Origin of the sequence: Morganella sp. GD04133 (assembly GCF_029835375.1) — a bacterium.
In the GTDB taxonomy this organism is placed as follows: Bacteria; Pseudomonadota; Gammaproteobacteria; order Enterobacterales; family Enterobacteriaceae; genus Morganella; species Morganella morganii_B.
The window spans coordinates 61,333-84,712 of the sequence record NZ_JAODZS010000003.1; the positions used below are offsets into that span (position 1 = coordinate 61,333).

24 protein-coding genes are annotated in these 23,380 nt (G+C 49.2%); 13 read left to right on the forward strand and 11 right to left on the reverse strand.

Annotation, left to right across the window (positions count from 1 at the left end; translation table 11 throughout):
* Positions 1–44 precede the first annotated feature (44 nt).
* Complete coding sequence (locus tag N7387_RS01900; protein ID WP_279796401.1) at positions 45–1,487, reverse strand: catalase; 1,443 nt, start codon at positions 1,485–1,487, stop codon at positions 45–47.
* A 296-nt stretch (positions 1,488–1,783) separates the two neighbouring features.
* Between N7387_RS01900 and N7387_RS01905 the strand changes: the two genes are divergently transcribed.
* The gene (locus N7387_RS01905) at positions 1,784–2,323 is read left to right on the forward strand and encodes a YfaZ family outer membrane protein (protein ID WP_279796404.1); all 540 of its coding nucleotides are present in this window, start codon (positions 1,784–1,786) and stop codon (positions 2,321–2,323) included.
* 66 nt (positions 2,324–2,389) lie between these two features.
* On the opposite strand, the gene satP is transcribed toward N7387_RS01905, so the two are convergent.
* Complete coding sequence (gene satP / locus N7387_RS01910; protein ID WP_025154967.1) at positions 2,390–2,959, reverse strand: acetate uptake transporter; 570 nt, start codon at positions 2,957–2,959, stop codon at positions 2,390–2,392.
* Positions 2,960–3,875: 916 nt separating this feature from the next.
* Between satP and N7387_RS01915 the strand changes: the two genes are divergently transcribed.
* Positions 3,876–4,076, forward strand: coding sequence for a hypothetical protein (locus tag N7387_RS01915; protein ID WP_004235196.1), 201 nt, complete (start codon positions 3,876–3,878; stop codon positions 4,074–4,076).
* A 152-nt stretch (positions 4,077–4,228) separates the two neighbouring features.
* Entirely contained in the window at positions 4,229–4,417 is a 189-nt protein-coding gene (locus N7387_RS01920; protein WP_262861462.1) for a hypothetical protein, read from the forward strand.
* A 6-nt stretch (positions 4,418–4,423) separates the two neighbouring features.
* On the opposite strand, the gene N7387_RS01925 is transcribed toward N7387_RS01920, so the two are convergent.
* Positions 4,424–4,600: a GhoT/OrtT family toxin gene (locus N7387_RS01925; protein ID WP_279796412.1), complete on the reverse strand. Its 177-nt coding sequence runs from the start codon at positions 4,598–4,600 to the stop codon at positions 4,424–4,426.
* Between the two features lie 1,083 nt (positions 4,601–5,683).
* Here N7387_RS01925 and N7387_RS01930 point away from each other — a divergent pair.
* The 4 genes from N7387_RS01930 (at position 5,684) to N7387_RS01945 (ending at position 9,773) form a co-directional block, all read left to right on the forward strand.
* On the forward strand, positions 5,684–7,138 hold the full coding sequence (locus N7387_RS01930) for an alanine/glycine:cation symporter family protein (RefSeq protein WP_279796414.1): 1,455 nt from the start codon (positions 5,684–5,686) through the stop codon (positions 7,136–7,138).
* 164 nt (positions 7,139–7,302) lie between these two features.
* Entirely contained in the window at positions 7,303–7,953 is a 651-nt protein-coding gene (locus N7387_RS01935; RefSeq protein ID WP_279796416.1) for a CatB-related O-acetyltransferase, read from the forward strand.
* A 232-nt stretch (positions 7,954–8,185) separates the two neighbouring features.
* Positions 8,186–9,019 carry an N-acetylmuramoyl-L-alanine amidase gene (locus N7387_RS01940; protein ID WP_279796418.1) on the forward strand — a complete coding sequence of 278 codons (834 nt, stop codon included), beginning with the start codon at positions 8,186–8,188 and terminating at the stop codon, positions 9,017–9,019.
* Between the two features lie 139 nt (positions 9,020–9,158).
* Complete coding sequence (locus tag N7387_RS01945) at positions 9,159–9,773, forward strand: ankyrin repeat domain-containing protein (RefSeq protein ID WP_347815223.1); 615 nt, start codon at positions 9,159–9,161, stop codon at positions 9,771–9,773.
* A gap of 61 nt (positions 9,774–9,834) precedes the next feature.
* On the opposite strand, the gene brnQ is transcribed toward N7387_RS01945, so the two are convergent.
* The 3 genes from brnQ to N7387_RS01960 all read right to left on the reverse strand — a co-directional run bounded on the left by brnQ (position 9,835) and on the right by N7387_RS01960 (position 12,745).
* The gene (brnQ, locus tag N7387_RS01950; protein ID WP_279796422.1) at positions 9,835–11,157 is read right to left on the reverse strand and encodes a branched-chain amino acid transport system II carrier protein; all 1,323 of its coding nucleotides are present in this window, start codon (positions 11,155–11,157) and stop codon (positions 9,835–9,837) included.
* 157 nt (positions 11,158–11,314) lie between these two features.
* A complete protein-coding gene (gene yidA / locus N7387_RS01955) occupies positions 11,315–12,121 on the reverse strand; it encodes a sugar-phosphatase (RefSeq protein ID WP_279796424.1) in 807 nt (268 codons plus the stop codon).
* Between the two features lie 240 nt (positions 12,122–12,361).
* Positions 12,362–12,745, reverse strand: a complete 384-nt coding sequence (locus N7387_RS01960) for a helix-turn-helix domain-containing protein (RefSeq protein WP_025154859.1) — start codon at positions 12,743–12,745, stop codon at positions 12,362–12,364.
* A 207-nt stretch (positions 12,746–12,952) separates the two neighbouring features.
* Between N7387_RS01960 and N7387_RS01965 the strand changes: the two genes are divergently transcribed.
* Positions 12,953–13,099: a PhoP/PhoQ regulator MgrB gene (locus tag N7387_RS01965; protein ID WP_279796427.1), complete on the forward strand. Its 147-nt coding sequence runs from the start codon at positions 12,953–12,955 to the stop codon at positions 13,097–13,099.
* Positions 13,100–13,238: 139 nt separating this feature from the next.
* Complete coding sequence (locus N7387_RS01970) at positions 13,239–14,639, forward strand: amino acid permease (protein WP_262864103.1); 1,401 nt, start codon at positions 13,239–13,241, stop codon at positions 14,637–14,639.
* Positions 14,640–14,694: 55 nt separating this feature from the next.
* On the opposite strand, the gene pagP is transcribed toward N7387_RS01970, so the two are convergent.
* Positions 14,695–15,300, reverse strand: coding sequence for a lipid IV(A) palmitoyltransferase PagP (gene pagP / locus N7387_RS01975; protein ID WP_275983600.1), 606 nt, complete (start codon positions 15,298–15,300; stop codon positions 14,695–14,697).
* Between the two features lie 478 nt (positions 15,301–15,778).
* Between pagP and cspE the strand changes: the two genes are divergently transcribed.
* The 3 genes from cspE to rluF all read left to right on the forward strand — a co-directional run bounded on the left by cspE (position 15,779) and on the right by rluF (position 17,953).
* The gene (cspE, locus tag N7387_RS01980) at positions 15,779–15,988 is read left to right on the forward strand and encodes a transcription antiterminator/RNA stability regulator CspE (RefSeq protein ID WP_004239901.1); all 210 of its coding nucleotides are present in this window, start codon (positions 15,779–15,781) and stop codon (positions 15,986–15,988) included.
* 222 nt (positions 15,989–16,210) lie between these two features.
* The gene (thiD, locus tag N7387_RS01985) at positions 16,211–17,008 is read left to right on the forward strand and encodes a bifunctional hydroxymethylpyrimidine kinase/phosphomethylpyrimidine kinase (protein WP_262867688.1); all 798 of its coding nucleotides are present in this window, start codon (positions 16,211–16,213) and stop codon (positions 17,006–17,008) included.
* Between the two features lie 48 nt (positions 17,009–17,056).
* A complete protein-coding gene (gene rluF, locus N7387_RS01990; protein ID WP_279796430.1) occupies positions 17,057–17,953 on the forward strand; it encodes a 23S rRNA pseudouridine(2604) synthase RluF in 897 nt (298 codons plus the stop codon).
* Positions 17,954–18,042: 89 nt separating this feature from the next.
* Here rluF and fbaB read toward each other — a convergent pair whose 3' ends face one another.
* The 3 genes from fbaB to yegQ form a co-directional block, all read right to left on the reverse strand.
* Positions 18,043–19,092: a class I fructose-bisphosphate aldolase gene (fbaB, locus tag N7387_RS01995; protein WP_004235228.1), complete on the reverse strand. Its 1,050-nt coding sequence runs from the start codon at positions 19,090–19,092 to the stop codon at positions 18,043–18,045.
* Positions 19,093–19,155: 63 nt separating this feature from the next.
* Positions 19,156–20,049 carry a lipid kinase YegS gene (yegS, locus tag N7387_RS02000; RefSeq protein WP_279796432.1) on the reverse strand — a complete coding sequence of 298 codons (894 nt, stop codon included), beginning with the start codon at positions 20,047–20,049 and terminating at the stop codon, positions 19,156–19,158.
* Between the two features lie 242 nt (positions 20,050–20,291).
* Positions 20,292–21,683 carry a tRNA 5-hydroxyuridine modification protein YegQ gene (gene yegQ, locus N7387_RS02005; RefSeq protein ID WP_262862029.1) on the reverse strand — a complete coding sequence of 464 codons (1,392 nt, stop codon included), beginning with the start codon at positions 21,681–21,683 and terminating at the stop codon, positions 20,292–20,294.
* A 218-nt stretch (positions 21,684–21,901) separates the two neighbouring features.
* Here yegQ and N7387_RS02010 point away from each other — a divergent pair, with 218 nt between their 5' ends.
* Complete coding sequence (locus N7387_RS02010; RefSeq protein WP_279796434.1) at positions 21,902–22,585, forward strand: hypothetical protein; 684 nt, start codon at positions 21,902–21,904, stop codon at positions 22,583–22,585.
* A 71-nt stretch (positions 22,586–22,656) separates the two neighbouring features.
* On the opposite strand, the gene baeR is transcribed toward N7387_RS02010, so the two are convergent.
* Positions 22,657–23,376: a two-component system response regulator BaeR gene (gene baeR, locus N7387_RS02015; protein WP_262881956.1), complete on the reverse strand. Its 720-nt coding sequence runs from the start codon at positions 23,374–23,376 to the stop codon at positions 22,657–22,659.
* Positions 23,377–23,380: the final 4 nt, after the last annotated feature.

Below are 23,380 nucleotides of genomic sequence, written 5' to 3' on the forward strand. Positions count from 1 at the left end.
GCTGCGGTCACGGACCGCAGCGGTTTTGTCATGTTATCACACAATTATTTTTTCAGTTTTGCGATCGCGGCTTCCACACCGGCACCGTATTCCGGATGCACCTGTTTAAACAGGGCTATCTGGCGTGCCTGAGTCGCTTCTGCGGCCTGCACCAGCTCACCGGCGATACGGGCAAACATACGCTGATGCTCGGCGTCGCTGAGTAATTCATACAGCGCGCGCGGCTGGCTGAAGTAATCGGTATCTTCACGGTGGTTCCAGTGGTCGGCGGCACCGTCAACAGACAGCGGCGGCTCACTGAAATCCGGCTGTTCCTGAAAGAGACCGGCACTGTTCGGTTCATACGTTTCCGCATTACCGCTGTTACCGTCGATACGCATTGCGCCGTCACGGTGATAGTTATGGAACGGGCAGCGCGGTTTATTGACCGGGATCTGGTGGTGGTTGACCCCTAAACGGTAGCGGTGCGCATCACCGTAGGAGAACAGACGCCCCTGCAACATTTTATCCGGCGAGAAACCAATGCCGGGAACCACGTTGGCCGGGCTGAATGCTGCCTGTTCCACATCGGAGAAATAGTTTTCCGAGTTACGGTTCAGCTCGAAATAACCGACATCCATCAGCGGATAATCCGCATGCGGCCATACTTTGGTCAGATCAAACGGGTTATACGGGACTTTTGCCGCATCGGTTTCCGGCATCACCTGAATTTGCAGGTTCCAGCGCGGATAATCGCCTTTCTCGATCGCATTGAACAGATCACGCTGTGAACTTTCACGATCTTTCCCGATTAACTGCTCTGCCTCATCATCCATCAGGTTGGCAATACCCTGCTGGCAGCGGAAGTGGAATTTCACCCAGAACCGCTCATTATCAGCGTTGATAAAGCTGTAAGTATGACTGCCGAAACCGTGCATGTTGCGGTAGCTCTGCGGCAGACCACGGTCACTGACATCGATGGTCAGCTGGTGGAGGGATTCCGGCAGATGGGAGAAGAAATCCCACTTATACGCCATATTGCGCAGGTTGGTGCGCGGGTCACGTTTTACCACGTGGTTCAGATCCGGGAATTTCAGCGGGTCACGCAGGTAGAACACCGGCGTGTTGTTACCGACCATATCCCAGTTACCTTCCTCGGTATAAAATTTCAGGGCAAAGCCGCGGATATCCCGCTCTGCATCTGCCGCGCCGCGCTCACCGGCCACGGTGGAGAAGCGGGCAAACATATCGGTTTTTTTGCCGACCTGAGAGAAAATTTTTGCGCGGGTAAAACGGGTAATATCATGGGTGACAGTAAATGTACCGAATGCACCGGAGCCTTTGGCGTGCATACGGCGCTCCGGGATCACTTCGCGGTCGAAATGCGCCAGTTTTTCCAGAAACCACACATCCTGTAACAGCATAGGGCCGCGTTTTCCGGCGGTCATAACGTTGTTGTTATCAACAACGGGGGCGCCCGCAGCTGTTGTTAATCCTTTCTTTTTCATCACATATCTCCAGTCGGTAAAGGGAAAAAGACACTGATTGCAGAAATCGGCGCGATGTGCAAAATCAGCATGGTAAATCATAAATTGTACTGAGCGTTGTTGTTTTTATCTGTATTTATGACTTGCTATAAAATATAGCACTGTCATAAAAAGAATGTATCGATTTGATGGATTGGCGTGACCTATTGATTAAATATATAGATAACTTTACATAAAAATCAGAATATTAACTTTCAAACAGTGACAGTTTCGGGGAGAATGCCCGAAACCCTGTCTGAATTTATGTGGTGGCAAAAATGAAAAAATATAAAGCAGCTGTGGCTGCAACACTGATGCTTGCGGCAGGTGCTGCAAATGCAATCTCGATGGACGTTGAAGCCGGTAAAAAATATACCGATATCAATGTCGGCGTAGGTGACCCGTATTCCGGTCTGTCATTTGACGGTAACTGGGCACGCAGTGATCATCAGGGGCAGTTAGGCGGCGCACGTGCCAAATTTGCCTTCCCGCTGGGCTCGGTTTCCGCGAGTGTCGGCGGTAAAGCCGTATACCTGGACCCGGACGTGGGTAAAAAAGGCATGGCCGTTGCACCGGGTGTCGGTGTGGCGTGGAGCATCCTGCCGTCAGTGCGTGTTTACGGTGAGTTTTACGGCGCGCCGTCAGGGCTGACTTCCGGTAATGATTCATACAAAGAAGCGGATGTGGGTGCGAACTGGACAGTATTTGCGCCGCTGAATGTGAAAGCCGGTTACCGAATGATTGAAGTTGAATCGAATAACGGTCATGAAAACCGTATCGCGGATGGCGCTTATCTGGGCGCGGGTCTGAGTTTCTGATCCCCCGTTTTGCAGACAAAAAAAACCCGTTCACTGAACGGGTTTTTTTATACGGGAGAGCCGTTATCAGGCGTGACGTTCACCGATAGGTAAAATTGTCCGGCCATACTGCTCATTCAGTACTTCAGCCATTGCCAGATAAAATGCAGTCGCACCACATAAAATACCTTCATAACCGGCAAATTTCAGTAATGCAGCATTACCGGTAGCATTACCGATAACCAGCAGGGCGAATAAAATCACCAGTAAAAAGAAAACCGCGCGCAATGTCAGGTTTGCTTTCAGTGTGGCAATAAACATAAAGAACGAGAAAATACCCCACAGTGCCAGATACACAGCCAGGAATTCATGGCTGGTTGCTTCGCCGAATCCCATTGACGGCATAACCAGGATGCCGACCAGACTTATCCAGAAAAAGCCATACGATGTAAAGGCAGTGGCAGCGAAAGTATTTCCTTTCTTATATTCAAAAAGACCTGCGATGACCTGCGCAATGCCACCGTAGAAAATCCCCATGCTCAGAATAACAGAAGCCATCGGGAAGAATCCGGCGTTGTGGACATTCAGCAGGATAGTCGTCATACCAAATCCCAGTAAGCCCAGCGGGCCTGGATTCGCGATACGGTCAGAGCTCATAGAACCTCAATCAGATATATAAAAAGAGAGACACGCTATTCAAAGGCGCGGATGATAAGGGGAAACGCGCAGGAATACAACTATAAAAAACTGTTTACTGCAGGGGGAATGTTAAATATTAATATTTTGTAAAACAAGATGTCTTGTTTACGACAGATTTGTTTAAAAACATAGCGAAACGAAAGCCTTTTTCTGTGTGACGGAATAACCTGTTTATTTTACCGTTAATAAGTGTATTCAAATTATGATTAAGCGTAATTACGCGAAAGTATTTTATAATCTTATTAAATAAAGAGAATAGGGTAATAATAGAGCAGAGGGTGTTTATTCCTGTTACTAATAAAAATATAATTAACTATGGCAATAAAACTACGTATTATAGGTGTGATGTATATCGGTTAATACGTATATCCCAATATTGTGTAAATACCCTTATTCCCACATAAAGAGTAAAGGAATAATGTGAACCACTGCTTGTTGACGGAGCGTTGAGATTTTATATGATTATAATAATCCATAAATGAGTACGACGAATTTATTTAATCTTGTTTATTTAATGCTTAAAAAAGGACGTTATTTATGCAGGTAAAAATTGATAAATTTATGTATTTTAATAGCGAAAAAGCACATATCGCATGATATAGTATTAACGAATAAACAACCAGAAAGTAACAATCCACAGCAATGGTCACACGTGCTTTTCATAACCGTTTGATATTAGTAACTTTTCTGTGTTTTTAAAAAGTATTTTCCGGAATAATATGTTTTTCTTTGAACATTAAATGCAATGTGACGATAATAAATATCAAGGGACTTTTAGATAATTCTTACCGGAGAGCCAGTCAACAGCAGTGCCGGTATGTCTTAAGTAAAGATGGACAGGCTGTCGTTATATTAAAAATAAATAGGCACAAATATGATTTCAGAACGAGTTAGCGACGCATATGTTTATGGCGAAATTTGCCAGGCAATCGGCAGAGCCGCTGTCCTTTTATGCAAAAGTGGCGAGCCGGTGACTAAAGAAGCCATTCAGGTAATGCTGGAAATATATTGGGAACAGCAGAATGATGATTTTATGAATGTCATCTATGAAAAGGCTATCAATGCACTGGATTGATGGTTGTCAGTACTGATTTTGAATAAAGGAGAACTCAGCCGCACAGTCTTTCCCTTTTTGTGGTTGAGGTTCTCTTTTATAATGTCCGCATAATAATTATCTTTCGGGAGTGTCAGGTTTCATATGCGTTCTCTTTCTCAGCAGAGGTATGTATGAAATCATCACAATCAGGTTCGTTCCGTCTTTTTCTTACCCGTCATATCCGCCGTCGTATTTGTCAGCGTGGTTATGCACTGGCGCCTGAAATAAATGCACTGTGGCAGCAGCACGGCAGTTCTCTGACATGGGGACGGCTGATATTATGGTGTCTTGTGGTGACTGCGGGAATGTTATGGTTCTGAACGCAGTCAGAACAGCGAGAATAAAATCACCACCGGCAGTGACATCGGCCAGGTGAGCGCTATCAGCAGGCAACTAAGCAGGCGGAAAAACGGGTTCGGATCTTTTGTCAGAAAAAAAGTCAGAATGAATGAAAAAAGACCACCTGTTGCGTAGATAGCCAGTAAAATCTGTGCAGAGGACATAACGGTTACATTAGTTAAACTGAAGCGGGTAGTGTACCTCACCCGGCATGATAAATCATGGCGGATCTGCTGCCGGCACCGGAATTTTTGCGATTTTCCGTGCCGGCAGTGGTGTTTTACAGCCCGGCTGATAAGAAAATGCTCCCGTGAGGGAGCAAAAATAAAGAAAAATAACGAAGAAATGCACGATTATCTGTTCTGATAATAATGGTTAATAACAAAATTACTATACGGTTATTCCTGTCTTTATGCTAAATACAAGGCGGGATCACATTTCATTAGTCGTAATCTGACAGGACAGGCAAAAAAATTGCCGATCAGCTGACCGGCAAAAAATATATTAAGAGCAATGTATACAATCCGGCATATAACAGATTATATAGCGCTATGGTAGCGGAAACCGGTCAGCAGCGAAAGCTTTTTTTCACGAGAGTGTGCCGCAGAGCAAAGTTTGGCCCGGAATCAGTATCCGCCAGTGATGAACCGCGATGAGCGGGATACCCGGATTGCGCTTCTTATGCTGTGTTGCCGGTAACTGAAAGCGGGAATATTGCCCGGCAATAATGCCGGGATTTATTATTGGTCAGAAATATGGGATTTTATTATTAAGTCTTCCCGTTACTTAAAATAGTAAATAAAATAACACACGCTTTTAAAATAACAGGCAACACATTTTTAGTTTTCAGACTAAATGTAATCATATGTTTTAATTCAGACGATAAAATAAATTATGGCGGTAAATTGAAAGAAGCCCGTTATTTATCACGCCATAAAATAAGGTGATTCGTAACCATTTGTAATGGATGGAGTTTTTTGGCTTAGTTTTCGGCGTTTTTATTGAGTTAATAGATCACGTTAAACGCTGTATTAACGTGAAAAAGTAACGTTGATTAATAGAACGAAAAAAAAGAAATAAAAAAATATACAGGGAAATATTTCTTATGGTAAAGTTTGGCTGATTCTTAATAAGAGGTGTCTTTTTTTTAAACAATCACCATCAGATATGACAATACGGATATTACCTGTCATTCGTTAAGGGGCTTATTCGCCGCAAATCAGCACAGCAATATAAGAGGTATAACTTTGACCGATATAATTAATACATTAAACGGACTGCTCTGGAACCACCTGCTCATCTATTTATTACTGGGTATCGGACTGTACTTCACATTTCGTACCGGATTTATCCAATTCCGTCACTTCGGACATATGTTCAGCGTGCTAAAGCACAGTAAGAAATCGGATAAATCCGGCATCTCGCCGTTCCAGGCGCTTTGTACAAGCCTGGCCGCGCGGGTCGGTACCGGAAACCTGACCGGGGTGGCGATCGCCCTGACTGCAGGTGGTCCCGGCGCTATCTTCTGGATGTGGGTGGTTGCCGTGATCGGGATGGCGACATCCTTTATCGAAAGCACACTTGCACAGCTCTATAAAACACGGGACGACCAGGGAAATTATCGCGGCGGACCGGCGTATTATATGGAACGCGGATTGAAAGCCCGCTGGATGGGCGTGTTGTTCTCAATCTTTCTGATTATTGCGTTCGGGCTGGTCTTTAATGCGGTTCAGGCCAATTCGATTGCCCAGGCGTCCAAAATGGCCTTTGGTGCGGATGCCGGTTATGTCGGTGCCGTGCTGGTGGTTATCTGCGGCGTGATCATTTTCGGCGGTCTGCGTTCGATTGCCCGTGTGGCGGAGCTGGTGGTACCGGTGATGGCGGTTGCGTATCTTATCCTCGCCTTCTGGGTGATGGGCCATTACGCAGAGCGTCTGCCGGATGTCTTTATACTGATTATCAAAAGTGCCTTCGGGTTACAGGAAGCGGTTTCCGGCGCTGTCGGTTACGGTGTGGCACAAGCTATGATTAACGGCGTACAGCGTGGCCTGTTCTCGAATGAGGCCGGTATGGGTTCCGCACCGAATGCCGCCGCTTCCGCAGCACCGTTCCCGCCACATCCGGTTTCGCAGGGGTATGTGCAGATGCTGGGTGTTTTTATGGACACACTGGTTATCTGCAGTGCCACTGCAATGATTATTCTGTCCTCCGGTGTGCTGGATAATCCGCAGGGGAATATCAACGGGATTGAAATCACACAGCTGGCGCTGAGCTCGGTTGTCGGCAGCTGGGGTTCCATCTTTGTGGCTGTCGCTATTTTCTTCTTCGCCTTTACCTCCATTATTGCCAATTACGCCTATGCAGAGAGCAATATGGTGTTCCTTGAACATAAACACACCAAAGGGCTGTTTGTGCTGCGTCTGGCGGCGCTGGGTATGGTGATGTTCGGGGCGTTGTCAGAAATGCCGCTGGTCTGGAAAATGGCAGATTTCTCGATGGGGCTGATGGCGGTGACGAATCTGATTGCGATTCTGTTGTTATCCGGCGTTGCATTTAAGCTGGCGAAAGATTATAACCAACAGCGCAAAATGGGGAAATTACCGCAGTTTGATATCAACCTTTATCCTGAAATCCGTAAACAGGTCGAAGACGGCATCTGGGAAGAAACACCGGAATCGCTGGTTGAACAAAAAGTTAACTGATGATGGCACCCGCGAAAGCGGGTGTTTTTCTGTATGGGAGAGAATGATGGGCAACCCCCGGCTGAAACGGGCGAGGATAACCCGGTGTGATGTGCTTTGAACGCGGGTACATCACCACAGAATAGCGTTCTGTGGTAACGATTCATTTAATAATGAGATTTACCATGAAACAAAAACACTGGTCTGTCTGTGAACGGCTGCATGAAACCGTCACAAACCCGAATATTCATATCAAAGGTACGCACAGTTATTACAGCGATTGCTGGGATAACGGCTTTGAAGCCTCTGTTGTCCGCTATTTGCAGGGCGATGAAATCAGCCGTGACTGGCAACTCAGCTGGAAAGTGGATGAGCTGTATATCGGGGATTATGTCTGTATCGGGGCCGAAGCCGTGATCCTGATGGGGGGTAATCATACACACCGCCATGACTGGTTCAGCCTTTATCCGTTTCCGGATATGATTGATGAGGCTTATACCGGCAAAGGGGATACCCGTATCGGTGACGGCGCCTGGATAGGTATGCGGGCCATGATTATGCCCGGTGTGACTATCGGGGAGGGTGCGGTGATTGCCGCGAACAGTGTGGTTGTCCGCGATGTACCACCCTATGCCATTGTTGGCGGTAACCCGGCGGCCTTTATCCGCAGCCGGTTTGATGGAAATACCATCAGCGAATTGCTGGCCCTGTCTCTTTATGACTGGCCGCAGGCGAAGTTTGATGCGCTGAAGCCACTAATTTGTTCGGCGGATCTTGCCGGGCTGAAAGTGGCGTCAGAACGGTATGACAGGACAGAAAAACTCACTCAGTCATAACTGACTTATTGAATACCCGCCGCGGCGGGTATTTTTTATCGTGCGTGTTCAGCCGCCTGCTGCAGAAAAACATCATGATGATTCGCGCTCAGAGCATAGCACTGCCGCAGTGAAGTCGTCATAATACCCGCCCGTGATAGTCTGTCCGTTGTGAATAATCCGGTGGACATATTTTCCGGTAAAGGGGCTGTGCCGGCATCGTGCCGGATAACATTGAACAGGATAAAGAAAGATGTGGCGTAGTGTGTGTCTGGTGTGTGTGCTGATACTGACAGGATGCAGTAATCAGAGCCGGTATATTGATCGTGGTGAGTTTATTGTTGATCAGCGGAATATCAAAGAACCGTGGTTATCCAAACCGAATAATTATCTGGTTTTTCATTATACCGCGCTTAATGATGAGGCATCACTGCGTGTGCTGACCGCAGGCGGGGTGAGTGTTCAGTATCTGGTACCGACAATCCCGGCTGTCCGCGATGGTAAACCGGTGGTATTGCAGCTGGTGCCGGAGGGCAGTGAAGCCTGGCATGCCGGAAAAAGTTACTGGCGCGGCGAAAGCAGCCTGAATAAAAGCTCAGTCGGGGTAGAGATTGTCAATCCGGGGACAGTGAAAATGTCTGTCGGGCAGCGCTGGGTGCCGTATCAGACCGCTCAGATAGATCTGATTGTGAAACTGGCACAGGATGTGATCGCCCGGCGTAATATTGCCCCGCAAAATGTGGTCGGGCACAGTGATATCGCGCCGCAGCGCAAACTGGATCCGGGGCCGATGTTCCCGTGGGAATACCTGGCAAAACGCGGGATCGGTGCCTGGCCGGATGCGGCTGATGTGAAACGTTTTCTCGGCAACCGTCATCCGTCGGATAACATCAGCGTTGGAGAGTTACAGCAGGCACTGAAAAAATACGGCTATGAAATGACAGTAACCGGTAAGGCGGACGGAAAAACCCGTAATGTGATTAAAGCGTTCCAGATGCATTTTCGCTCTCATAACGTTAACGGGGAAGCGGACGCGGAGACGCTGGCGCTGATGAAAGCCCTTCTGAAAAAATACGGCGCACAATAACCCTGTTATCTGTCAGGTGATAAATTATGCTGTTTTGTTATGGTAAGGGCATTCACAGGAACGGTACAACAGGAGTGACAGAGTGAAAAAACGCATTCTGATTGGCTTATCCGGTATTATTTGTCTCTTATTGATAACAATGGCGAAAGGTATGGCAGAAACACATAAAACTGAGATGGTCACTGCCGCAGAACAGGGTGATCTCGTGACGGTTCAGCAGTTAATCGGAGAGGGCGGGGATATTGAGCAGCGTGATAACCGTCTGCGCACACCGCTGATGGCGGCAGTACACGGTAACCGTATTATCGTGGCACGCTATCTGATTGAACAGGGCGCCGATGTGAATGCCGCAGATGCCATTATGGATACGCCGTATTTATATGCCGGCGCGCGCGGGTTACAGGATATTCTGGAAATGACGCTCAGTCACGGGGCAGACCTGAAAAGTACAAACCGTTATGGTGGCACGGCACTGATCCCTGCGTCAGAGCGCGGACATGTCAACACAGTGAAGACGCTGATTGATGCCGGGGTGAATGTTAACCATGTCAATAATCTTGGCTGGACAGCGCTGATTGAAGCGATCATCCTCGGCGACGGCAGTCAGAAGTATGAGGATATTGTCACGTTGCTGATTGAAGGCGGAACGGACGTTAATCTGCCGGATGGCTCCGGAGATTCACCACTGACCCTGGCAAAACGTCATGGCTACCGTAATCTGGTCGCTGTTCTGGAACAGGCGGGAGCACACTGAACTGCCGCACATCATAAATAACGGAAAAAAAGCCCGGTCAGATGACCGGGCTTTTGTGTGTTTACGCAGTCACATCCGGCTGCGGTTTTGCCGGTCTCATATTGCCGGCAACAAACGAGATGATAAAGGCAATCACACCCGGCAGTAACCAGCCGATCCCTTCTTTAAACAGCGGCATCCGGTGTAATACCGCCAGCACATTTTCACTGAGCAGACCGATGTTATTCAGGGTGTCGAACGCACTCATCACCACCAGCACCGCGACAGTAAAGCCGTAGGTAAAGCGCGGGTTACGCATTTTACGGCGCGCAAACTGCAGGAACACCAGCGCAACGGTGGTCGGATAAATCAGCAGCAGCACCGGAATGGTGACGCGCAGCAGCGTATCCAGACCGAAGGTGGAGACAATGGTGGTCAGCAGTGTGGATACCACTACCCAGAAACGGTAGTCCAGGCGCGGGTTGAATGTCGCGAAGAAATCCGCACAGGCACTGGTCACGCCGACAAAGGTGGTCATACTGGCGAGCAGTACGATACCGCACATCAGCCAGGTACCGAGCGCGCCGTAAAGGGCATCGACATAACGGGAGAAAATCTGTCCGCCGTTGGTGGCTGTCTGTGACACCGCATCACTGGTTGCACCCAAATAAAACAGACAGATGTAGAGTGCAGCCAGCAGGCCGACCGCAATCAGCCCGGCTTTGATAGTGATAACCACCACTTCCTGCGGTGAGGTGATCCCGCGTGATGCCAGGGCTCGGGCAACAATACCGCCGAATGCCATTGCCGACAGCACATCCATGGTCTGATAACCATCAACGATGCCGGAGAAGAACGCAAAATCCACATACTGATTGATCGGTTCATTAATCGGTGACAGCGGTGTGCGCACCACGGCGATCCCCACAGCGACCAGCAGGAACAGCAGCGCCGGGGTCATAAACTTACCGATGGCACTGATCATCGTTCCCTGTTTAAGCATAAAAAACAGGGAAACGAAGTTAAACACAAAGGCAAAAATCAGATGGCTGGCGGTGCTTTTCTCAACAAAACCGAGCGGCAGAAAACCCAGTTCATACGCGGTGTTGGTGACACGCGGCATGGCGAATGTTGAGCCGAGGATCAGATAGAGCGCTACCCAGAATGTCACCGAAACCCAGCGCGGCAGATCGACAGAAAGCCGTTCACCACGGCCTTTGACCGCAACAGTAATCAGGGTGAGAAACGGCAGAACGACGCCGGTGACGATAAATCCGAGGGAGGTACTGAACCAGTCAGTACCCGAGTGATAACCCGCCATCGGCGGAAAAATGATATTGCCCGCACCCAGGAAAAGCGCAAAAACCATCATCCCGAGAACGAGCATGTCTTTTGTTGAAAACATAAAACAACCTGTACATGTTAAAATTAAATACTGTGATTTAGTTATTTTTTAAATGAAACCGTCAAAATAGTAACAAAATACAGGTTGATTAAAAGACGCTGAAGAGTAAACGGAACAAATTCCCTGATTAGGGGAATTTGAAAAAATATAATCCCGGTCACACAAACTTTTCTATGGCTGCCGCCACACCATCCTCATCATTGGAGGTTGTCACATATCCGGATTTCTGCTTGATGTGGTCAGCGGCGTTGCCCATAGCGACACCCACTCCGGCGTACTCCAGCATGGAAATATCATTGTTCTGATCGCCGATACACATGACTTTGTCCGGTGTCAGCCCCAGTTTTTCAGTGACCAGTGCAACGGCACGCCCTTTGGTGGCATTTTTGGCCGAAATCTCCACAAAATGCGGCGCCGTCCGCAGAATATTGTAACTGTCAAAGGAGATCTGCGGGATATACCCGGCGGCTTCACTCAGACGCACCGGGTTATCAACCATCATAAACTTGCTGAACTGCATTTCGCTGCTCATTTCCGCCAGCGGGCAGTAGTACAGTTGTGTTTGTGTCAGATAAGCATCCATCAGAGTATAGTGGCTGATATCACGGTTTGTGGTGAACATTTCGCCGTTACTCAGCACGTGGAAATGTACGTTTATGTCGCGGGCGAGCGCTTCAAAATAACGGTAGTCCTCAAAATCCATCAGCGTTTCAATAACCGGTTCGCCGGTTTCAGCATCATGAATCACCGCACCGTTGTTACTGATACAGTAATAACCGGCCTGATCCAGCCCTAATTCTCTGAGATAGGGCAGAATGCCGTTAAACGGGCGGCCGGACGTCAGGATGATATGAAGACCTTTCTCTTTTGCGCGGGTGACAGCAGCACTGACAGCGGGGGTAATCTGATGGTGAGAGTTAAGCAGGGTGCCATCGAGGTCAATGGCGATAAGTTTTACGGACATGCAGGCTCCTGAAAACAGCGGCAACAAAATAACAGACAGTTAAAATGTTATGCCGCCATTCGGGGGGGATGTCAATAAAGTCGCCTGTTGTGCGATAAGATTGCCGTTATTCATCAAAAACAGCTGAATACGCCGTATATTGTGCTGTGGCAGGAATTTCTCCTGCCGATCCGAATGCGGAATGGGATAGTTGAAATCATATGGCTAAATATAATTTTGTTATTAATTGTTTAAGTTGCCTTAGTTACAGTCGTGAGTGAAATGCCACGGCTCTTTGATATCCAGGATGATATCCGGGTTTTGGCGGTAGTCGTAAGGGGTGATGTTATATTCTTTGCGGAACATATAGGTGAAATGAGATTGTGACCCGAAACCGAAATCAAGGGCGATATCAAAGATAGTCTGTTCACTCTGGCGCAGGGCGTTAACCGCACCGGCCAGACGGCGCTGACGGATGTATTTGCCGAGCGAGATACCGGCAACTTCTTTGAAGATCTTCTGCATATGCCAGAGCGAGTACCCGGAATAGGCAGCCAGTTCTTCGAGGTGGATGACACGACCCGTGTGGTTTTCTATCCATTTGCTAAGTGCGCACACAAGTGCGACATGATTATCTTGCGGCATTGATGATTTCGGCTCAGTTTCAGGGTTTTCCAAGTATACAAGTTTATTTCATTATGACAAAACAGGGTGTTATCTGTTTATGCGCTTCCTGCTGATGAAATGAATTTTTTTGTGAAACAGCACACTCATTCCGCTAAAGTATGTGACGATACCGGAATGTAACGAAATCTTGTTAACGGGTATAATTCAGATGAAAATAGGCGAAACATGAAAAAAATCATAATTATCCTGCTGCTGATTGTTGCCGGTGTATTTTTTTATATTGCGGCGCTCGATAAGTACTGCGATCAGCGTGAGGGTTTTATGCTGGGAATCTGTGAGATTACGAAATTTATTCCGTCAGACAAGGGCTGAGTTTTGCCTTTTCCCTCTGATTATCTTGTTGCTAACGGTATTCAAGGCAGCAAAATGATGTTTTAATAACGGGCTTAAACTTTTCAGGATGCAGTGATGCACGACGCAGAATAATAATATAGCCGTTACAGAGGATCTAATGTCAGAAGTACAGCAGGAGCAGACGCTCAAGCGCGGATTAAAAAACAGACACATACAGCTTATCGCTCTGGGTGGTGCTGTGGGTACGGGGCTGTTTCTGGGAACAGCCACAACGATTCAGATGGCGGGACCTTCTGTCCTGCTCGGTTATGCAGTCGCCGGGTTTATTGCGTTTCTGATCATGCGCCAGCTTGGCGAAATGGTGGCGGAAGAGCCGGTGAGCGGGTCATTCAGCCATTTTGCCCATAAATACTGGTGTGGTTTTGCCGGCTTTTTATCCGGCTGGAACTACTGGGCGATGTTTGTCCTGGTCGGCATGGCGGAACTGACGGCGGTCGGCGAGTATATCAAGTTCTGGTGGGATGTTCCGACCTGGATCTCTGCGGCAGTTTTCTTTGTGCTGATAAACCTGGTTAATCTGGTGAACGTCAAGGTTTACGGAGAAACTGAATTCTGGTTTGCCATGATCAAAGTGGTGGCCATTCTCGGCATGATTGCCTTTGGTGCTTATCTGCTGATCAGCGGTAACGGCGGCCCGCAGGCTTCTGTCACTAACCTCTGGGAGCTCGGCGGATTTATGCCGCATGGCTGGAGCGGTCTGCTTTTCGCAATGGCGATTATCATGTTCTCCTTCGGCGGCCTCGAACTGGTCGGTCTGGCGGCAGCGGAAGCGGAAAACCCGCGTTACAGCATTCCGAAAGCCATCAATCAGGTGGTTTACCGTATCCTGATTTTCTATATCGGTTCCATTACCGTTATCCTTTCTCTCTATCCGTGGACAAACATTGTCGAGAACGTCAGTCCGTTTGTGCTGATCTTCCGTGAAATCGGCCATGCTTTTGGTGCCGCGGATTCTGTGCAGGGCAATATTAACCTGTGGATTGCTCATGCGCTGAACGTGGTGGTACTGACCGCCGCTCTCTCTGTTTATAACAGCGGCGTTTACAGCAACAGCCGCATGCTCTACAGCCTGGCCCGGCAGGGCAATGCGCCATCCTTCCTGCAGCGTATCAGCCCGCGCGGGGTGCCGGTAAACTCGATTATGCTGTCCGGCCTGGTCACCTCAGTGGGGATCCTGATCAACTACCTGCTGCCGAAAGAAGCATTCTCGCTGCTGATGTCGCTGGTGGTCACCACGCTGGTGATTAACTGGATCATGATTTGTATCTCTAACCTGAAATTCCGTCAGGCGAAGATAAAAGAGGGCGTGGAGCCGTTCTTTAAGGCACTGTGGTATCCGTGGGGCAACTATATCTGTCTTGCGTTCCTGGCCTTTATCCTGGTGCTGATCGCGCTGATGGAGCCGTTACGGATATCAGTGATCCTGCTGCCGTTCTGGATTGGCTTCCTGTGGCTGACATACCGCTATTATGAACGCCGCCGTGCCGCGAAAGCATAACTGCTGATAATAAAAAACTGGGGAAAAATCCCCGGTTTTTTATGTTCAGGAATACTTAAAACTGCCAGCGGGCCCACATAAACAGGACGTTACCGTTATTGTACGTGCCCGGAATATAAGTGGCCTGAATCGCCAGGCGGTTATATTCCACCGATGCCAGCGGCAGCGGTACCGGGATCGGGATATAGTGATAGTCATCCCGCGCAGTCACACCAATGGTAAAGCCGACACCGGCTTTGAAACCATCCTGTCCCTGCGGCATCCACATCTTCTGGAACCCGTAACCGACAATCGGCTCCCATTTATTGTGTGAATCCTTAAACGCCATGGCGTACAGACTGTGCCAGTCGTTATCCTCATCATAGTAGGATTTGCCGAACCCTGCCCCCCACGGCTTTTCATTGTATTTATCTGTTTTTTCTTTGTCGTAGGTCAGACGGTTATGCCATGTCCAGAACGGAACATATAAATCATACTGGTCTGACTGCCAGACGTTGGTGACATTGCGTTTAAATGTTCCCCACAGTCCTTCTGAAGCTGCTGTATCATTTGTGACGCTGTCACTCTTTGATGTGTCCTGCTCCTGTGCTGCTGCGGGCTGTCCGGCCATCAGCAGGGAGGTAAGCGTCAGGGCGCTGATTGTGCTTAAAGAAAGCTTCATGAATGACTCCTGGTGTGACAATAATCATTTATCCTAAAACGATTATTCTGCTCATAACAAAAGATTGTAATTAATAGATAACAATAATAATAACATATATTTCATATTATTTTTATACTGCCTGTCCGGTTTAAATCTAAACAAAATATCAACGGACCCCGGTACCCGGCAGATTCTTAGCACGGAAATAATGAAGTAAGGCAGCTTATCGTTCTTGCAGAAAAGACACAAAGTTGTAATTTCTTTATATGTTTAAACACAAGCGGTTATCAAATTTGCGTATAACGTTACCGGAACATGTTATTAATATTTCTAAATATGTGCACCAGATCTTCCCGCTGAAAAAATCGCTTGATTTCCGACCTGTCCTATGTGATAACTCAAATGGGTAAACGAGGTACGCTTCTGTTTTTTAAGCAGTAACGACTAGTTTGTATACGCCGGTTATCGGCAAATTTGTAGGATAGGAATTTTATCAATGGCTAAACTTAAAGGCACCGTTAAGTGGTTTAACGAATCAAAAGGTTTTGGTTTCATCACTCCGGCTGATGGCAGCAAAGACGTGTTCGTACACTTCTCTGCAATCATGACCGATGGTTTCAAAACACTTGCTGAAGGCCAACAAGTTGAATTTGAAGTGCAGGATGGTCCTAAAGGCCCTGCTGCTGCCAACGTCACTAAAGCATAATTATCGCCGGCAGCAATACTGCCTCTGATAGTTGGTTTTACCAGCGTGGTTAACGCGACAGCCTGATAGCCGTTTCAACAACGAGTGTATATCACTGACGCAAATTCAGACCCTGTGCCCTTGCGGCATGGGGTTTTTTATTGCCTGTTCTGCGGTGGTTTCCTGTCAGCGGATGCGTATAATTCACTATACAGAGTGGTTCAGCAAACAGGAGATATCAGGGTGAGAATCAACGCATTAACCATTGCAGGAACGGATCCGAGCGGCGGCGCAGGTATTCAGGCAGATTTAAAAACCTTTTCCGCACTGGGCGTTTACGGCACCACGGTAATGACAGCGCTGGTGGCACAAAATACCTGTGGCGTGAATTCTGTTCATTCTGTCCCGCCGGAATTTGTCGCAGCACAACTGGATGCGGTACTGACGGACGTCAGAATTGACAGCGCCAAGATCGGTATGTTGTCTGACGGCGGTGTGATCCGCACCGTGGCTGAGAAATTGCGTCAGTATCCTGTGCCGTATGTGGTGCTGGACACAGTGATGCTGGCGAAAAGCGGCGATCCGCTGCTGAAAGCCGAAGCGGTTGATTTACTGATCTCTGAATTATTACCTCACGTTTCGATTATCACCCCCAATCTGCCCGAAGCGGCGGCATTACTGAAAACGGCTGCCGCCACAGATGAAAAAATGATGCAGCAGCAGGGCGAGGCACTAATGGCCGCCGGGGCAAACGCCGTATTGCTGAAAGGCGGTCATCTGGATAACGCTGAAAGCCCTGACTGGCTGTTTCTGCCGGAAGGCCGTCACCGCTTTACCTCAACCCGTATTCCGACTAAAAACAGCCACGGCACCGGCTGCACATTATCTGCGGCAATGGCGGCATTGCGTCCGCAGTGTGCGGACTGGGCGGAAACCACGGAGGCGGCAAAACAGTATCTGCACGGGGCGCTGGCGGCGGCAGACAGCCTTGAAGTAGGCCACGGACATGGTCCGGTTCACCATTTTTATCAGTGGTGGTGATATCGCACGATAATTGGTGTATATTGCGCGCTTTTCAGGGGGGAAGATATGGAAACGGGTTCATCTGTGCGTCTTAATAAATACATCAGCGAAAGCGGCATCTGCTCCCGCCGGGATGCGGACCGCTACATTGAGCAGGGATTGGTCCTGATCAACGGCAAACGTGCGGCTATCGGCTCACAGGTGATGCCGGGTGATGTGGTTAAAGTCAATGGTCAGCTGATTGAGGCGCGGGAGCAGGATGATCTGGTGCTGATTGCCCTTAATAAACCGGTGGGCATTGTCAGCACCACCGATGACGGCGAGAAAGACAATATAGTCGATTTCGTCAATCACAGCACCCGTATCTTCCCTATCGGTCGCCTGGATAAAGATTCTCAGGGATTGATTTTCCTGACTAACCACGGCGATCTGGTCAACAAAATTCTGCGTGCCGGTAACGATCACCAGAAAGAGTATGTGGTGACGGTCAATAAACCGATCACCGATGATTTTATCCGTGGTATGGGCGCGGGTGTGCCGATCCTCGGTACGGTCACCAAAAAATGTAAAGTGAAGCAGGAAGCGCCGTTTGTTTTCCGCATCACGCTGATTCAGGGGCTGAACCGTCAAATCCGCCGCATGTGTGAACATTTCGGCTATGAAGTGACGAAACTCGAGCGCGTCCGCATCATGAATATCAGCCTGACCGGGATCCCGGTGGGCGAATGGCGTGATTTAACGGATGATGAGCTGGTCGAACTCTTTGATGCGATTGAAAAATCCTCCTCTGAAGATAAAAAAGTCAAAAAGCCGGCTGCAAAACCACAGAAGCGCGATAATAAAATTAAAGTAGCTCCGCCGGTTTATCCGGGGTCAGACAAACAGCAGAAGAAGAAAGAAAGCGGTAATGATAATAACCGCCAGCGTTTTGCTCAGGCAGGGCGGAAGAAGAAGAAACGATAATTATCTGTCTGCTGAAAAGTAATCTGCAGCTCCCCGGAACAAACAGGGAACACAAAAAAATCAGGCCGGTTATCCGGCCTGTTCTGCATTTAAGCAATCGTCACTTTCTTATCGAGATACACATCCTGCACCGCATTAATCAGTGCCACCCCGTCTTTCATCGATTTCTTAAAGGCTTTACGGCCCAGGATCAGCCCCATACCCCCGGCACGTTTGTTGATCACCGCAGTACGGACCGCATCCGCGAGGTCATTATTACCGGATGCACCACCGGAGTTAATCAGCCCCGCACGGCCCATATAGCAGTTCGCCAGCTGATAACGGACCAGATCAATCGGGTTATCCGTGGTCAGCGTGCTGTAAACACGCTCATCAGTATGGCTGAAGCCGATAGCTTTAAAGCCGCCGTTATTTTCCGCCATTTTCTGTTTGACGATATCCGCACCGATTGTCGCCGCAAGGTGGTTTGCCTGGCCGGTTAAATCCGCGCTGGCGTGATAATCCACCCCGTCTTTTTTGAAGGCCGGGTTGCGCAGGTAGGCCCACAGTACCGTCACCATGCCCAGTTCATGGGCGCGTTCAAAGGCCGCAGAGATTTCCTCTATCTGACGGCGGGATTCCGGTGAACCGAAATAAATCGTTGCCCCGACTGCCACTGCACCCATTTCGAAAGCCTGCTCAACACTGGCGTACAGTGTCTGATCATACTGCGCAGGCAGGCTCAGGGTTTCATTGTGGTTGATTTTGACAAGGAACGGGATGCGGTGTGCATAGCGGCGGGCAACAGACGCCAGTACGCCGTAAGTGGATGCCACGCAGTTACAGCCTGCCTCGATAGCCAGCTCGACAATGTTTTTCGGATCAAAATAGAGCGGGTTAGCGGCAAAAGAGGCCGCCGCAGAGTGCTCAACGCCCTGATCCACCGGCAGAATGGAGAGGTAACCGGTTCCCGCCAGACGACCGTGATTAAACAGCGACTGCATGGAACGCAGCACGGTATTCGGCCGGTTATTATCAATCATCACACGGGTGACAAAGTCATCGCCCGGCAGATAAAGATTGTCTTTGGGAATGGTGGTGCAGGTATGTTCAAGAAGAGATGATGCATCATTGCCTAACAACTTAACGATATCAGTCATGGTATATAAACTCCGATTCCTGTAGCGTGTTATAAAATTGTCACGGATTGTCGTGGATTGTGTTTAAGATAACAACCCGCAGTGTGGCGGTAACCGGCACTGGATCGCTTCAGGCAGCACGGAAACGGTGAATTGCTGACCTGTCAGCGGTTCGCCGTCGAGATTAAACACCATCTCATGTGCCGCGCTGATAGTGATCCGTGTGCTGCGCTTCATGATAACGCCTTCCGCTTCACCCTCATTAAAGAGGCTGTTCCAGAGTGAGCGCGGCCAGTTGCGTTCCGGCAGAATACTGAGGTTAAGCAGACCATCGTTGATCCGCGCATCCGGGCACAGTTTATGCCCGCCGCCCGCCTGGCAGCCGTTGCCGACACCAATCACCAGCGCGTCATCCTGCCAGTGGAAATCATCACAGCTGATCGTGCAGTGGTCCGCTTTCAGCAAATCGCTGCGTGTCAGGCCGTGGAGAAAATACGCGGCACCGCCGAAGGTACTTTTCAGGGCTTCCGGGGTATCTGTGGTAATTTTCGGGCCGAATCCGCCGGTGGCCATATTGATGAAATAATGAGATTCATTGATACAGCCGATATCAATGGCGACCGCGCTGCTCCTGGCGGCCAGTAGCAGGGCTTTGGTTTTATCTGCCGGTATGCCGGCTGCGGTGGCAAAATCATTGGCGGTGCCGAGCGGCAGAATACCGAGAACAGGGCGTTTTTCAGCCGGATAGGTCATCAGAGCACTGCACACGGCATTAATCGTACCGTCGCCTCCGGCGGCAATCACGGTGGCGGTTTTCAGCTGACGGGCTTCGCGGACAAAGCGGGGAATATCTTCCGGTTCCCATGTCACCCGCACCTGAATGTCTTCTCCGCTTTCCCGTAAGTGCCGGACAGCCTGACGAATACCGTCATCACCGGCGCGTTTTCCGTTAAGAACCACTATATGCGTTTCCGCCATACCAGACTCCGTGTTCAGATTACGTCTTTTAAAGATAACAAACACAGACGGTTTATGCCCGGAAAAATGGCAGGGGGAAAAAAGGGAAGGGCACAAAAAGAAAAGGTTGGCTCAAGGGAGATTGAGCCAACCAAGGAGGTGGTTCCTGGTATTACATGTTGCGTTTTAGTTCTTCATTTTCTTGTCCGATACTACGAAATAACCAAAGTGATTGTTGTGATCGGATTCGAAAATTCAGAATTTTACCCGTTTGTGACCGCAGCATCGGTAAATTCCGGCATATGCGGATTACGGGTGCTGGTGCCCGGTAAATTACGGATCAGCAAGGCAAATTCCAGGTTCACGTCATCCGGTACCGGCAGATAGACAATATGACCGTTACCCGGCGCGACATCGGTGGCTTCCCCTTTGCGGTTATTCATGGCATCGAGGATAAAGCTGATATTGCCGTTCGGGGTCATCAGTTCCAGGCTGTCGCCGACGGAGAATTTGTTTTTGACATCCACTTCAGCGAGGCCGTTCACGCGGTTGCCGGTAAACTCGCCGACAAACTGCTGGGAATCAGAAACGGAATAACCGTACTCATAAGTCTGATAAGCGTCATGAGTATGACGGCGCAGGAACCCTTCGGTATAACCGCGGTGTGCCAGGCCTTCCAGCGTGGTCAGCAGAGACGGGTCAAATGGTTTTCCGGCAACGGCGTCATCAATGGCGCGGCGGTAAACCTGGGCGGTACGGGCGCAGTAATAGAAGGATTTGGTGCGGCCTTCAATTTTCAGGGAGTGAACGCCCATCTGTGTCAGTTTTTCGACATGCTCGATAGCCCGCAGATCTTTGGAGTTCATAATATAGGTGCCGTGCTCATCTTCGAACGCGGTCATATATTCCCCCGGACGCTGTGCTTCCTCAATCAGGAACACTTTGTCAGTCGGTGCGCCAACGCCGAGAGTCGGCTCAATATTTTTCACCGGGATAGGTTCCTGCTTGTGGACAATATTGCCGACCACATCTTCTTTGCCTTCTTCCACTTTATATTCCCAGCGGCAGGCATTAGTGCAGGTACCCTGGTTAGGGTCACGTTTGTTAATGTAACCGGAAAGCAGGCAGCGGCCGGAGTAGGCCATGCACAGTGCGCCGTGGACAAAGACTTCCAGTTCCATATCCGGCACATTTTTGCGGATATCGGCGATTTCATCGAGTGACAGTTCACGGGAGAGGATCACCCGGGTCAGTCCCATCTGATGCCAGAATTTGACGGTTGCCCAGTTTACGGCGTTGGCCTGAACGGATAAATGAATGTCCATTTGCGGGAAATGCTCGCGCACCATCATGATCAGACCGGGGTCAGACATAATCAGTGCGTCCGGCCCCATGGCGATCACCGGTTCCAGGTCACGGATAAACGTTTTCAGTTTGGCGTTATGCGGGGCGATATTGACCACGACATAGAATCTTTTACCCAGTTCGTGGGCTTCCTGAATGCCTTTGGCGAGGTTTTCGTGGTTAAATTCGTTGTTACGGACACGCAGGCTGTAACGCGGCTGTCCGGCATAGACGGCATCCGCACCATAGGCGAACGCATAGCGCATATTCTTCAGCGAGCCTGCCGGAGAGAGTAATTCGGGTGTAAACATAATGTATTCCGATCTGAGTTCAAGTCAGAACCTTCCCCGGAGGGGGAGGCGTAATCAAGGCGTTGGATTCTAGCGCGTCATCCGCCCGGTATCAAATGAATTACTGAAAATGGCATGAATATCGGATAACGATTTGATATAGTTTCGTTAAATTCAGTGACGCGGCGGAAAATCTCCGCTGCGTTATCATTTACTATAGTCTGTTACAGCGTGGATACATGGAAAAACGTCATATTGCAGTCTGGATCGGTCTGGTTCTTAACCTGGTTTTCCTGGGGATTATCTCCTATATTCCGGCGGCACTTGAGCCGTACCGGGATGAACTGGATTATCAGATGCAGCAACTGATTGAAGTCTTACCGTACGTGAAAATTCTGATGACCGGCGGGATTATTTTTATTCCGCTGGGCTTTATCTTTATCGTCGGTTACCTCTACGACTACAACCGTGTGATCTACCGTTCACTGAAAACAGTACCGAAACTGGCACAACTGCCGTTTGAGGTACTGCTGAAATTCAATAAACAGCGCCAGATCAATATGGTGATGCTGTACGGCGCGATCGGTGTGGTACTGCTGGTGATGGGGATGGATATCGGCGGGATCATGGTTGCTATGAGTATTGTCCTGCTGATTAACGCACGGCGTATCCAGTATTATCCGATGCTGGCAATTGTCGGCGATAACCTGCTGTTTACCCCGGGGCAGTATGCGGTCTGCTATGAAGCGCCGCTGAGTGCTTTCACTGTGATGACAAACAGCCGCTCGGTGCTGAAACTGCATATTAAGACCGGCGAACTGAACCGCGTCTTCCGTATTGCCAAATCCGATCTGGCAGAAGATGAAAATAACACGCTGGATAAAATCCTCGCACGGCTGGAACGTTCCACGCTGATACAGTAATCCGGAACCGTAAATAAAAAACGGCGGTCACGTCAGTTTCCGCCGTTTTTTACATCTCACCTCAGTCAGATTCAGATAATCGTGGCGGCAATAATCTCCGCCGGGCCACCTTCCCAGCGGTAACCCAGTCCGTAAACAGAATGAATAAAATCTCGGTCACTGTCCAGCAGCCCGAGCTTACGGCGCAGATTTTTGATATGGCTGTCAATCGTGCGATCTGTCACCACGCGGTAATCGTCATACAGATTATCCAGCAGCTGGTTGCGTGACAGTACCGTCCCCGGCTGTGACACCATGGTGCGCAGCAGACGGAATTCAACCTGGGTGAGATCCAGACTCTGTGCCCCGAAACGCACCTGATAATTCACCTCATCAATAATCAGGGTGTCACGTTTATCCTCTGCGGTATCGTTACTGCGCTGACAACGGCGCAGAATGGTTTTGATCCGCGCCACAACCTCACGCGGGCTGTAAGGCTTGCAGACATAATCATCCGCCCCGATTTCCAGCCCGAGCAGACGGTCAATCTCTTCGGTTTTGGCCGTGACCATCATGACGGGCACATCACTGAACTGACGGATTTCCCGGCAGAGTGTCAGGCCGTCTTTCTCCGGCAGCATCAGATCCAGTAAAATCAGATCCGGTCTGTTCTCCTGCACCCAGGCCGTCACTTCACCGCCGCGTGCCAGCCAGTGCGTACGGTAATGGGCTGCGTGCAGATAATCTGTCAGTAACTGAGCCAGTTTCGGCTCATCTTCCACAATAAGGATCAATTCAGCATGTTGTTCCATGCAG